Annotated in this window: 11 protein-coding genes and 1 pseudogene; 6 read left to right on the top strand and 6 right to left on the bottom strand. The window is 68.9% G+C overall.

The window, feature by feature from the left end; genetic code table 11:
• Position 1: 1 nt before the first annotated feature.
• The 4 genes from G6N66_RS15100 to G6N66_RS15085 are packed head-to-tail and all read right to left on the bottom strand — an operon-like array spanning position 2 to position 3,795.
• Positions 2–805, bottom strand: a complete 804-nt coding sequence (locus G6N66_RS15100; RefSeq protein ID WP_085232902.1) for an SDR family NAD(P)-dependent oxidoreductase — start codon at positions 803–805, stop codon at positions 2–4.
• A gap of 2 nt (positions 806–807) precedes the next feature.
• Positions 808–1,434: a TetR/AcrR family transcriptional regulator gene (locus tag G6N66_RS15095; RefSeq protein WP_232079316.1), complete on the bottom strand. Its 627-nt coding sequence runs from the start codon at positions 1,432–1,434 to the stop codon at positions 808–810.
• A gap of 1 nt (position 1,435) precedes the next feature.
• Positions 1,436–2,581, bottom strand: a complete 1,146-nt coding sequence (locus G6N66_RS15090; protein WP_085232901.1) for a sulfotransferase family protein — start codon at positions 2,579–2,581, stop codon at positions 1,436–1,438.
• Entirely contained in the window at positions 2,578–3,795 is a 1,218-nt protein-coding gene (locus G6N66_RS15085; protein WP_179968276.1) for a hypothetical protein, read from the bottom strand. The genes G6N66_RS15090 and G6N66_RS15085 overlap by 4 nt, the downstream gene beginning before the upstream one ends.
• A gap of 78 nt (positions 3,796–3,873) precedes the next feature.
• Between G6N66_RS15085 and G6N66_RS15080 the strand changes: the two genes are divergently transcribed.
• Both G6N66_RS15080 and G6N66_RS15075 read left to right on the top strand, forming a co-directional pair.
• Positions 3,874–4,269, top strand: a complete 396-nt coding sequence (locus G6N66_RS15080; protein WP_085233027.1) for a PPOX class F420-dependent oxidoreductase — start codon at positions 3,874–3,876, stop codon at positions 4,267–4,269.
• A gap of 49 nt (positions 4,270–4,318) precedes the next feature.
• Complete coding sequence (locus G6N66_RS15075) at positions 4,319–5,194, top strand: type 1 glutamine amidotransferase domain-containing protein (protein ID WP_085232900.1); 876 nt, start codon at positions 4,319–4,321, stop codon at positions 5,192–5,194.
• Positions 5,195–5,201: 7 nt separating this feature from the next.
• On the opposite strand, the gene G6N66_RS15070 is transcribed toward G6N66_RS15075, so the two are convergent.
• Complete coding sequence (locus tag G6N66_RS15070; RefSeq protein WP_085232899.1) at positions 5,202–5,909, bottom strand: dienelactone hydrolase family protein; 708 nt, start codon at positions 5,907–5,909, stop codon at positions 5,202–5,204.
• A gap of 73 nt (positions 5,910–5,982) precedes the next feature.
• Here G6N66_RS15070 and G6N66_RS15065 point away from each other — a divergent pair, with 73 nt between their 5' ends.
• The 3 genes and pseudogenes from G6N66_RS15065 (at position 5,983) to lnt (ending at position 10,832) form a co-directional block, all read left to right on the top strand.
• Positions 5,983–6,438 (top strand): FxsA family protein, encoded by a 456-nt coding sequence (locus G6N66_RS15065; protein ID WP_085232898.1) that lies wholly within the window; start codon positions 5,983–5,985, stop codon positions 6,436–6,438.
• Positions 6,439–6,456: 18 nt separating this feature from the next.
• Entirely contained in the window at positions 6,457–8,055 is a 1,599-nt protein-coding gene (locus G6N66_RS15060) for an amidohydrolase (protein ID WP_232079514.1), read from the top strand.
• Positions 8,048–10,832: pseudogene (lnt, locus tag G6N66_RS15055) on the top strand (apolipoprotein N-acyltransferase). Before G6N66_RS15060 ends, lnt begins: the two are co-directional and overlap by 8 nt.
• On the opposite strand, the gene rbpA reads toward lnt, so the two are convergent.
• Positions 10,833–11,168, bottom strand: coding sequence for an RNA polymerase-binding protein RbpA (rbpA, locus tag G6N66_RS15045; RefSeq protein WP_085232894.1), 336 nt, complete (start codon positions 11,166–11,168; stop codon positions 10,833–10,835).
• 200 nt (positions 11,169–11,368) lie between these two features.
• On the opposite strand from rbpA, the gene G6N66_RS29025 reads away from it, so the two are divergent.
• Positions 11,369–11,743, top strand: coding sequence for a hypothetical protein (locus G6N66_RS29025; RefSeq protein ID WP_085233026.1), 375 nt, complete (start codon positions 11,369–11,371; stop codon positions 11,741–11,743).
• Positions 11,744–12,065 lie beyond the last annotated feature (322 nt).

The following is a 12,065-nucleotide window of genomic DNA, read 5'->3' as shown; positions in this document are numbered from 1 at the left end:
GCTACACGAAGTCCGAGCCGCCGTCCACGTTGACGGTGGCCCCGGTGACATACCCGTTGGCGCGCGACGCCAGGTACGCGGTGAGGGAGGCGACCTCTTCGGGCAGTCCGGCGCGGCCGAGGTCGCAGGGCTGGTGAAAGTATTTGTCGATCCAGGTCATGACGTCGACGGGGTTGGTGGCGTCGAGACCATCGGCGGCGAGGACGTCTTTGAGGTTTTCGGTGAAGCTGGCGGTGACGATCGTGCCGGGGCAGACGCAGTTCACCAGGATACCTTCGGCGGCAAGGCTTTTGGACAGATTTTTGGTGATGCTGGCCAGGGCGGCCTTCGATGCGGTGTAGGCGACGATCCGCGGGTTCTGGCGCTGAATCGAGTGTGCGGCGAAGGTCACGATGCGGGCCCAGTCCGCCGAGCGCAGCAGCGGCAACGCACCGCGGATCGCGCGGACCCCCGACATCGTGCCGAGCGCGAAGGTTTCGTCCCACCCGGCGTCGTCCAGCTGCTCGAAATAGCCGTCACCGGGCCCGATCGTGTGGACCAGGCAATTGAGCCGGCCCCACCGCTCGGCCACCTCGGCGAACCCGTGGGCGATGGACCGCGCATCAGCCATGTCGACGCTGATACCCACGGCGTCCGGTGCGCCGGCCTCGCGCAGCGCAATCACGGCGGCATCGAGCGCGTCGCGGCCCCTGGCCATCACCGCCACGCTGGCCCCTTCAGCGGCAAGGGTTTCCGCAACGGCCAACCCCATCCCCTTGCTGCCGCCGGTGACCACGGCCGTCGATCCACCGAAACCCAGATCCATCGCTAGTCTCCTTCGCTCAAGCGCGTCACACCCAAACCGCGCAGACAGAAAATCAGAATCCGCTCGCGCAGCTCAACGCGGTCGCAAGCACCGGTCGCCCAGTGCTCGTTGATGCCTGCCCACACCACGCCGTGGATGAACTGGGCGTCGCTCGCCGGGTCGATGTTGTGGAACACCCCGGCCTGCCGGCCGCGCTGAAGTGCGTCGCGCAGCGGCTTGAGCATCTCGGCGTAGGCGGGCTGAACCAGGCCGGGAGATTGCGATTGCGCTTCCAAGGACAGGCGGCGCAGATCGGATCCGATGCTGTCGTCGAACGCCAAGTCCAACCGGCCGTCGATCCACGCGGTCACCGCCTCGATTTCCGTTGTGGCAGCGGCCATCCGGCGGCGCAGCCGCCGCGTTTCGGCGCGCGCACTCTCCAAGAAGACCGCGGCAACGAGTTCTTCCTTGGAGCCGAAATGGCGATAGAACGCGCGCGTGCTCAGCCCCGCTCGGTCCAGCACCGCCGCGATGCCGAGGCCGCCGACGCCGTGCTCGCGCAACACTGTTGACGCGGCGGCGAGAATCTCGCGACGCATGGCCGGGTCCGGGCTGAGCTTCTCGCGTCGCCGGGTGCGGGGTGCGCTCACGTCAGGCGGTGGCGTCGTAGGTGGCCAGGTAGTCCGCGAACCGCTCGCGCACGCCTTCGGGGGTGAGGCCGTAGTCGGCCAGGTCGTAGTCGTGCGTGCCGCGGGAGCCGGGTTTGTGCCCGCGCGCCCACCGCGTGACCGCCCGCAGGCTGTCGTCGGTGAAGGTCAAACCCAGCGACTCGTAGCTGGCTTGCAGCGTGGCCACCGGGTCGGTCTGCAGATCGGCGAAGGACACGTCAACGAACCGGTCGTCACCGAACCGGCGGCGGAAATCCATTGCCCGCCGGACGGCTTCGGTCCAGCTGTCCAGCTGCTCGGCGCCGAGTTCCTTGGCGTCGTCACGGTCGCTGCTCCAGCTGCGCACGTATCGGATCAGGCTGCACACCGAGCCCATCACCTTGGCCGGATCGCGATGACTCCACAGGAACTTGGCGTGGGGATAGGCCTCGACCAGCGCGTCGAGGGAAAACATGTGCACGGGCGTCTTGAGGTGCCACAGCACCGGCGGGCAATGCCATTGCAGCAGCCTGAGCACTCGCCGGTGAAACGTATAGGTCTCGCGCATGTCGCATGCCATCAGCCACGCCAGGTAGGCGGGCGCGCGGACCACCCCGTCGAAATGGAAGGTCCGGAAACTCATGCCCATCAGGTCCTGGCATTCGGTGGCCGACGTCGCCTCGGCATTGTGCATCGTCTTCATCAGCGGGAACATCTCGTCGAGCATCTTCAGGCCGGCCTCGGCCTGCGCGATCCGCGGATCGGTGTGCTGGGTGGCGGCTTCCGGCGGCGGCGTGGGCGCCTGCGATTCCCAGGTGCGCAGGGAGCGGAACTGCGGGTCGGCGGCCACCAGTTGACTCAACGCCGTTGTCCCGGTCCGGGGCAGGCCGATCACGAAGACGGGTCCGCCCACCTCCTCGTCGTCGATCTCCGGGTGCTGGCGGTAGGTGTCCTCAATCTTGAGGCGCTGTATCAGGGCGTTGCTGATGGTCGCGTGCTGAATGACCCGCCCCATCTCGTTGAGGTCCGCCTCGGTGTTGAGTGCCTCGACGATGCGTTCGAGGCCCTCGCGATAGTACGGCGAGCCGAAATCGTCCAGACCCGTTGCGGCGCAGGCACCTTCCTCCAGCTCATCGGCGGCGAACGTCATCGTCCGAACCTTTCCCGCACGGCGCGGCGGCGTGCCGCGAGAATGGATGCCCTTTCGATAGGTGTGACTTTGGCTGTGTCCGATGGTAATTCGGCGGCTATGTGATCGAAGGCCACCACCCGCGTCGACGGGGTGGGCGCGGTCTTGGTGCGCACGCAACGCAGGATGATCGGCCCGTTGCTGAAGCCGGCGGTGTCGAGCCAATTCGCTACCCCGGGGTCACGGGCACAGAGCACCACCCGCACCAGGCCATCGGAATCCACGACGGCCTGATGTGCGTTCAGACTGGATTGGTGGCGCCCGTAGTGAATCGTCTCCCACCACGGATTGCCGATCGAGAAGCTCCAGTAAATGCCTTCGGGGGGTTCCACTTCGACGATGAGAGCCTGATCCGGTCCGAGTTCCCAACGGCCGATCACCGGCCGGTTTTCGGCGGCCGCGCCGATATCGCTGCGGTCGATCGCGGGCAGGAAACCGTTCGTCGGTGGCGCCGCGCCGAACTGGAGAAAGAACGCCAGGTTGCCGTGGACGAAGTCGCCCAGGGCAACCAGCTGCCGCGCCAGCGCCGCCCGCGGGTCGACCGGGCGCCCGTCGAGTTGCACACGGTCGCCCAGGCGCTCGACGCGCAGCGACGACGGCATTTCGGCGTCCCAGTCGTAGAAGAAGTGGCGCACCGTCAGGGTGGGATGCTCGCCCTCGATGCGCATCCAGTTGCCGGGATGCGGATCCCCGGACAGCACCACCTCGAAGTTCCCGTCGGCGTCGACCTCAAGCTCGTCGACCAGCTCGTTCGCCGTGGCCGCGATGCCGTTCATGGTCTGCAGGCCGACGTAGCGCGCGGTGCCGCGATTGCCGAACAGCCGGTAGCTCTCGCCGCCGCGCAACACGGCCCGGGTGTAGATGCAGTCGGGGCACTCCATGCCCCAGGTCACGGCGTCGTCGGTGCTGGTGGCGGCCACCGTCAGGATCGGATCCGGGTCGAACCGCAACACCTCGTCGATGCCCGCGGCGAGCAACACCAGCAGGTGCCGCAGGCCCGCGGCGAGATCAATTCCATTGCGGTTCACCGGATCCGATTCGACCGCTCGCGCGGATTCGCTCAGTCGGTCCAACAGGTGTGACCAGGCGGCCACCGGACCGTCGTCGGGGCCATCGGACAGGGCCGCCTCGGCGATGGAGAACGGCAGCCATGCCATCGGATTCGGGTCGCTCACGTGGTCTCCGCTTCACTCTTAAGTGAAAATCATATTTTCACTTAAGGATCCTGAATGTCAACAAGGTAGGTTGTGACCGTGACACCCACGTTCGCCGACCTCGCGAAGGCGCAGTACATCCTGCTGACCACATTCACCAAGGACGGCCGGCCCAAGCCCACCCCGATCTGGGCCGCCTTGGACAAGGAGCGCGGGGACCGGCTGCTGGTGATCACCCAGGCCGACTCGTGGAAGGTCAAGCGCATCCGCAACACGCCGCGCGTGACGATGGCGACCTGCACCATGGGCGGGCGCGCCACGAGCGACGCCGTCGAGGGCACCGCGGCCCTGTTGGACAAGTCGCAGACGGGTGCCGTCTACGACGCGATCGGCGAGCGGTATGGCATCGTGGGCAAGGTATTCAACTTCTTCTCCAAGCTGCGCGGCGGCATGGAAAAGAACGTGGGTCTTGAGCTCAAAGTGAACCCCGCATGATGATGGCGATCCGCTCCGCCCGGCTAGTGCCGCCCCCGCGATCGCCACGATGAGCACCGTCCTGATCCCTATCCCGGATCGTGATTTCGATCCGACGGAGGTCGCGGTCAGCTGGCGCGTGTTGACCCGCAACGGTCATCGCGTCGTCTTCGCCACCGAGAGCGGAAAGCCCGGGGTCGCCGACGACATCATGGTCAGCGGCCGGGGCCTGGATGTCTGGTCCGCGCTGCCGCTGGTGGGTGCCGTCCCGCTGCTCGGACTGGCCCTGCGGGCCAACAAGGATGGCCGCGAGGCATACCGGGACATGCTGTCCTCCAACGAATTTCAGCATCCGATCAGCTGGGCCCAGGCCAGCCTCGACGGTTCCGATCCCGTCGACGCGTTGCTGCTGCCCGGCGGGCACCGGGCCCGCGGCATGCGCAGCTTCATCGACAGCGAGATTCTGCAACGGCTTGTCGTCGACGCCTTTGGCCGCGGGATGCTGGTGGCCGCGATCTGTCACGGCGTGCTGCTCGCGGCCCGCAGCGTGGATCCCGCCACCGGTCGCTCGGTGCTCTACGGGCGCAAGACCACCGCGCTGACGTGGGCGCTGGAGCGCACCGCCTGGCGCCTCACCCGTATCACCCGGTTCTGGGATCCCGACTACTACCGCACCTACATTGAAGAACCGGGCCAGCCCGGCGGATACATGTCTGTGGAGTCGGAAGTCACTCGTGCCCTTGCGGATTCGGCGGATTTTCGCGACGTCGCCCGCGGGTCGCCGCGGTGGCGGCTCAAGACCTCCGGGCTGGTCCGAGACACGGCGACCGACTCGCGCCCGGCGTTCGTTGTCGATGACGGCAACTATGTGTCGGCGCGCTGGCCCGGCGACACGCACACCTTCGCGGCGGTGTTGTCCGAGAAGCTGAAGGCCCGGACGCCGTAGGACCGAATTACGTTGTGGCGTCCGCCCGCAGGTGCTCGCCGAAGAAGGCGAAGACGCGGCTCCACGCGTCCTCGGTCGCGTCCTGGTCATAGCCGAACCCCGCGACGCGAATCAGGGGCTGGCCCGGGAGCTTGTTGGCAAAGCTGTGCCCGACGCCGGGGTAGGTCTTGATGTCGGCCGTGATGTTCTTCCTGGTGGTCACCTCGCGCAATTTGTTGGGCGCGCCGACACCTAATGGGTCGCGGCCGCCGAAGCTCGCCACGATGGGGCACGCGCCATCCAGCGTCTCGCTGAGATGGCGCGGCAGCGGCGTGCCGTAGAACGGTGCCGAGGCGCCAAAACCCTTGGGCGACATGATGAGTGCGAACCCGCCGCCCATGCAGAAGCCGGCGATGCCCACCCGCCCCGAGCATTCCCGCATCCCGAGCAGGTGATCGCGCGCGGCCAGGATGTCGTCAAGGGCGCGGCCCCGCTTGGTCAGCAGCTCACGCATGACCCGCATGACGCAGCGGCCCCGGCCGCCCCGCGCGAACATATTCGGCGTCAACGCGACATAGCCGGCGCGGGCGATGTGGTCGTTGATCGACTCCTTGTCCGGCTGGTAGCCGATCGCGTCGTGGATCACCACCACGCCAGGCCACGGGCCATCCCCCGGCGGGATGCTGAGCAGGGCGTCGATCGGTCCATCGGGGGTGTCGATCTCAATCGTGGTCATACAGTTATCTAACTGCAGCCCCGGCGCGCACCGAAACAGGAACTTCCGCCGGGCCCGCGGACGTTGGCCTCACATGATGCGGCGGTTGTTACTCAGCTACGCGGTCGTCGAGCTCATCGTGCTCATCGGACTTGCGGCGACGATCGGCGTCGGCTGGACGTTACTGGTGCTGTTGGCGACGTTCGTGCTCGGGTTGGTCCTGTGGGCGCCGCTGGCCGGCTGGCAGCTCAGTAGCCAGCTCGCGCAGCTGCGCTCGGGCCTGAAGGAACCGCGCGTTGCGCTCAGCGACGGCGCGGTGGTCGCCCTGGCCAGCGGCCTGCTCCTGGTCCCGGGGCTGGCCACCACGGTCGTCGGGCTGTTGCTGCTGGTGCCGCCGATACGCGCGGCCGCCAGCCCCGGACTGGCCGGCATCGCGATGCGTCGATTCCAGTTCCAGGTGCCGGTGCGCGGCGACAACACCAGCCACATCGACTACATCGACGGCGACGTGATCGACGTCGAGCCCCGTGTGTTGCCTGAGCGCACGTAGTTTTACCGTGTGACGCCGATTCACACCACCACGCTGCTGGTGAACGGGCGGGTGCACAGCCCGACCCACCCCGACGCCACCGCGCTGGCGGTGCGCGACGGTGTCATCGCGTGGCTCGGCAGCGATGACGTCGGCCGCGGCCAGTTCCCCGACGCCGAGACGGTGGACCTCGACGGCGGCTTCGTGGCGCCGGGATTCGTCGACAGCCACCTCCACCTGAGCGCGACCGGCCTCACCATCAGCGGCCTGGACCTGCGGCCGGCCACGTCGCGCGCGCACTGCATCCGGATGGTCGCCGACTACGCCGGCGCGCACCCGGGCCGGGCGGTGTGGGGGCACGGCTGGGACGAGTCGAGCTGGCCGGAGAACACGCCGCCGAGCACGGCCGACCTGGACGCGGCACTCGGCGACCGCCCCGCCTACCTGGCGCGCGTCGACGTGCACTCCGCGCTGGCCTCGACGGCGCTGCGCCGGCTGGTCCCACAACTGGCCGGCGCCGCCGGGTACGACGGCGAGCGCCCGCTGGCCGGCGATGCCCACCATTTGGTCCGGGCCGTCGCCCGTGACCTGCTGACGGCCGAACAGCTGGCCGAGGCCAGGGCCGCGGCGCTGCGGGCGGCCGCCGCGTCCGGGATCGTCGCGGTGCACGAATGCGCGGGCCCCGAGATCGGCGGGCTGGACGATTGGCTGCAGCTGCGCACCATCACCCACGGCGTCGAGGTGATCGGCTACTGGGGGGAGGCGGTGACCACACCCGCACAGGCCCGCGCGCTGATGGAACAGACCGGAGCCGCCGGGCTGGCCGGTGATCTGTTCGTCGACGGGGCGATCGGCTCACACACCGCGTGGCTGCACGAGCCCTACGCCGACGCGCCGGGTCGCACCGGCACCTGCTACCTCGAGCCCGAGGCCGTCGAAGCCCACCTGCGGGCCTGCACCGAGGCGCAGGTGACCGCGGGTTTCCACGTCATCGGCGACGCCGCGGTCTCGGCGGTGGTCGACGCCCTCGAACGCGTCGTCGCGGACCTCGGGTCGGTCGCCGTCGCCCGGTGCGGGCACCGGCTGGAGCATGTGGAGATGGTCAGCCCCGATCAGGCCGCGAAGCTGGGCGCGTGGGGCGTCATCGCCAGCGTGCAGCCCAATTTCGACGCTTTGTGGGGCGGCGGCGACGGCATGTACGCCCGTCGGCTCGGCACGGCGCGAGGCGGCCAACTCAACCCCTTTGCGCTGTTAGCATCCCAAGGCGTGCCCCTCGCGCTAGGTTCGGATGCCCCGGTGACCGGGCTCGATCCGTGGGCGAGCGTGCGAGCGGCCGTCAATCACCACACCCCCGGCAGCGCCATTTCGGCGCGGGCGGCCTTCGCCGCCGCGACCCGCGGTGGCTGGCGGGCAGCCGGTGTCCGGGACGGCACAATCGGAACCCTGGTGCCCGGCGCACCGGCCTCCTATGCCGTGTGGGACGCCGGCCCCCTGGACGTCAGCGCACCGCGCGACGCGGTGCAGCGCTGGTCCACCGACCCGAGGTCCCGGGTGCCAGCGCTACCGCGATTGCACCCGGGCGACCCGTTGCCGCGCTGCCGACAAACCGTGCATCGGGGTGCCGTCATCCATGGCTAACCCTGATCCGCCGGCGCGGCCTCGACACCGTGCCCGTCGACCCAGTCGGCCACGGGAGCAACCCGCCGATGCGGTGCCGGCCGGCGGGCCCGGGCTCGAGCCACCGCCGCCGCAGCAGCCACCGGATACGCAGGAAGCGCAGGAACCCGACCTCGAAGCCAGCGATGCGGCGAAGCCACCCAGCCCGGCCGCGCGGCGCGGAGCGGGCGCACGCACGGCGCTGACGGGGGCGGGCGGGGCTGTCGCGGCGCGGCTGCCCGCCCTGCGGGCGTGGCTGGTGCCGCGGCTGCCGCGGTTGGTGCTCACCGTGGTGGCCGCCGGGCTGTTCGTGGCCAGCTTCCCGCCCACGAACTGGTGGTGGGCCGCCGTCGTCGCGTTCGCGCTGCTGGCGTGGGTGCTCACCCGCCCGGCCACCACGCTGCTGGGCGGCCTGGGCTACGGATTCCTGTTCGGGCTGGTCTTCTACCTGGCGCTGCTGCCCTGGGTCAGCCTGCTGGTGGGCGCCATGCCCTGGGTGGCGCTCGCCACGGTGTGCGCGCTGTATCCCGCGCTGTTCGGCCTGTTCGCGGTCGTGGTGCGCCGGCTGCCCGGGTGGCCGATCTGGTTCGCGGTGCTGTGGGCGGCGCAGGAGTGGTTGAAGTCGATTTTCCCGTTCGGCGGGTTTCCCTGGGGGTCGGTCACTTTCGGTCAAACCAACGGGCCTCTGCTGCCGCTGGTCCAACTTGGCGGCGTTGCCCTGCTGTCCACAGCGATCGTGCTGGTGGGCTCGAGCCTGACCGCGATCGCGCTGGAGATTGCGCACTGGCTGCGCCCGAGCGACCGCACGCGGGCCGCGGATCCGCCGGCCGTGCTGCTGCCCGGCGTCTGCATCTGCTTGGTGTTGCTCACCGCGGCGCTCGCTTGGCCGCGGGTGCGGCACGCGGGCACCGGGTCGGGTGGGGAACCGGCGGTCACGGTGGCGATCGTGCAGGGCAATGTGCCCCGACTCGGCCTGCAGTTCAACAACCAGCGCCGAGCGGTGCTGGACAACCACGTCCGCGAGACGATGCGGTTGGCCGAGGACGTGCGCGCCGGCAGCGCCCCCCAACCCCAATTCGTCATCTGGCCCGAGGACTCGTCGGACCTCGATCCGCTGCTGTATGCCGAGGCGGGACAGGAGATCCAGGCGGCGGCGCAGGCCATCGGCGCCCCGATCCTGGTCGGCACCGTGCTCGACGCCGCCGGTCGGGTTCAAGAGCCGCCCGAATACACCAACACGGTGATCGTGTGGAATCCGGTCTCCGGGCCGGGCGACCGCCACGACAAGGAAATCGTGCAGCCGTTCGGCGAGTACCTGCCGATGCCGTGGCTGTTCAAGCATCTGTCCGGGTATGCCGACCGCGCCGGCCACTTCGTGCCCCGCAGCAGCAGCGCCGTCGTCCACGTCGCCGGAGTGCCGGTGGGGGTGGCCACCTGCTGGGAGGTGATCTTCGACCGCGCGCCGCGCAAGGCGGTCCTGGGCGGCGCCCAGCTGCTCGCGGTGCCCAGCAACAATGCCACGTTCAACCAGGACATGAGCGAGCAACAGCTCGCGTTCGCCAAGGTTCGGGCCGTCGAGCACGACCGCTACGTCCTGGTCGCCGGCACCACCGGGATCAGTGCCGTCATCGCGCCGGACGGAGGCGAGTTGGGCCGCACGGAGTTCTTCCAGCCCGCCTACCTGGACACGCTGGTCCGGCTCAAGACGTCGCTGACGCCGGCAACCCGCTGGGCTCCGATCGTGCGATGGATGCTGGTCGGGACCGCTGGAGCGGTTATTTTGATCGGAATTTGGCAGAATAGGGGATCCTTGCGTCCGAATCGCCGGCGGTCCCGTGCCCCGGCCGAGGTTAAGGACCCCAAGGACCGCAAGGTTGCAGACGTCGCGGCGCCCGACGACGAGGGCGGCGAACACGAGATTTTCGATTCCGGGCGACACCTAGAGGAGCTACATGACCACCGGCCAGCCGGCGCCCCCGAGCCCGGGGAGTCGCCCCAGCCAGCGCGTCCTGGTGATCATCCCGACCTTCAATGAGCGGGAGAACCTGCCGCTGATCCATGCGCGGCTCAAGGCCTCGTGCCCCGACGTGCACGTGCTCGTCGTCGACGACAACAGCCCCGACGGCACCGGCCAACTCGCCGACGAGCTGGCGGCCGCCGATGGCGGTCGCACGCACGTGCTGCACCGCACCGTCAAAAACGGGTTGGGCGCGGCCTACCTGGAAGGTTTCGCCTGGGGGTTGAGCCGGCAGTACTCGGTGCTCGTCGAGATGGACGCGGACGGCAGCCACGCGCCGGAGCAGCTGCACCGGCTGCTCGAGGCCGTCGACGCCGGGGCCGACCTGGCCATCGGTTCGCGCTACGTCGACGGCGGCACGGTGCGCAACTGGCCCTGGCGACGCTGGGCGCTGTCCTGGACCGCGAACACCTACGCGCGGCTGTCGCTCGGCGTCAGCGTCCACGACATCACCGCCGGCTACCGCGCGTACCGCCGCGAGGTGCTCGAAGCGATCGACCTCGACGCGGTGGACTCCAAGGGGTATTGCTTCCAGATCGACCTGACCAACCGCACGGTGCGCAACGGGTTCGTCGTCGCCGAGGTGCCGATCACCTTCACCGAGCGCGAACTCGGCGTGTCCAAGATGAGCGGATCCAATATCCGTGAAGCGTTGGGCAAGGTCACCCGCTGGGGCATCGAGGCGCGCTTTGCCCGGGCGAGCACCGGCTCCAAGGCCGGTGACTCGCGGGTCAGCCCCTAATCAGCCCCGGCGCCGCGACCTGATGATGTCCAGGCGCTCCTTGAGCAGCTCTTCGAGTTCCTCGACGCTGCGGCGCTCCAGCAGCATGTCCCAGTGCGTGCGGGGCGGCTTGACCTTCTTGGGCTCCGGCAGGTCGCCCTCGATCAGGGTGCCCTCCATGCCGTTGCGGCACAGCCAGGTGCCGGGGATGTCGGCGTCGTCGGCGAAGGGAACCTCGAACTCTTCCCCGTTATCGGTGCGGTACCGCGCTATCTGACGCGGCGCCAGGTCGTGGTTGCGGTCGGTCTCGTAGCTCACGGCTCCGAGGCGACTACCTCGCAGGACGCGATCAGCCATAAGCACTTACTCCTTTTAGGTGGCCTGTGAGCTCTCGGGCTCTCCCGTAATGGCAAATCTTTTCTGGAATGATCCGGTTGGTCAAACGTTTCGACGGGCTGTCAAGTTCCCCGGACCTGCGCGCGCGGATGGGACGCGACCACCGATTATACGCGGTGTCGTGGGCTGAATGTGACTCATCCGGGCTAGAGTCGGCAAGCGTGACCTCAGGGCGGACCTCTGCAAAAAGGCGCGCCGGGCCTCAGCCGTGCCGCTGGTGCGGCCGCGACGTCACCGAGGTCGGATTGGGCCGACGCCGCCAGTACTGTCGACAGTCCTGTCGCCAACGCGCCTACGAGCAACGGGCCATGATCAGCCGGGGCGAGGCCGGCGCCGCGCTGCCCGCCGACGCGATCGTGTTGTCGGCCGACGACGCCGCCGACCTGTCGGATCGCGTCTACCAGGTCAGATGCGCGGCCGAGGACGTCGCGACCGCGCTCGACGAGGGCGCCGGGGCGACCGAGCTGCGTGAACTGTGCGACGTGCTGCTGCGCGCGGCCAGGGCGGCCGACGGCTGGCGACGCGTAGGTGTCTGACCGCGACGTTCGGGTACAGTCGCGCCATGGGCGGCGGACTCCCATCGCAGTCCGTGGATGTCGTGAAACCCCTGGACAAGCGGTTGCCTGGATCGACACCGTTCCTCATATAGAAGCCGGGGGTACCGACGTTTTGAAATCCTGCCGACGTTGGCGATACTCACCAGCGACATTCTTGGGCGGTCAGCGGCACGACGACGGTCGCGCACCGGCCGCAATAACGGCCGATATCAGGGCGCAATCAGATCGTGCAACAACTTCCGCGACTCGGCACACGGCTGTTCATGACGGCCAGTAGCTTGGTGAGACTAGACGAGGTTAG

The sequence above is a fragment of the Mycobacterium conspicuum genome (assembly GCF_010730195.1).
GTDB lineage: Bacteria > Actinomycetota > Actinomycetes > Mycobacteriales > Mycobacteriaceae > Mycobacterium > Mycobacterium conspicuum.
Note: the sequence above shows the minus strand (reverse complement) of the source record. Positions and strands in the feature narration are given on the sequence as shown.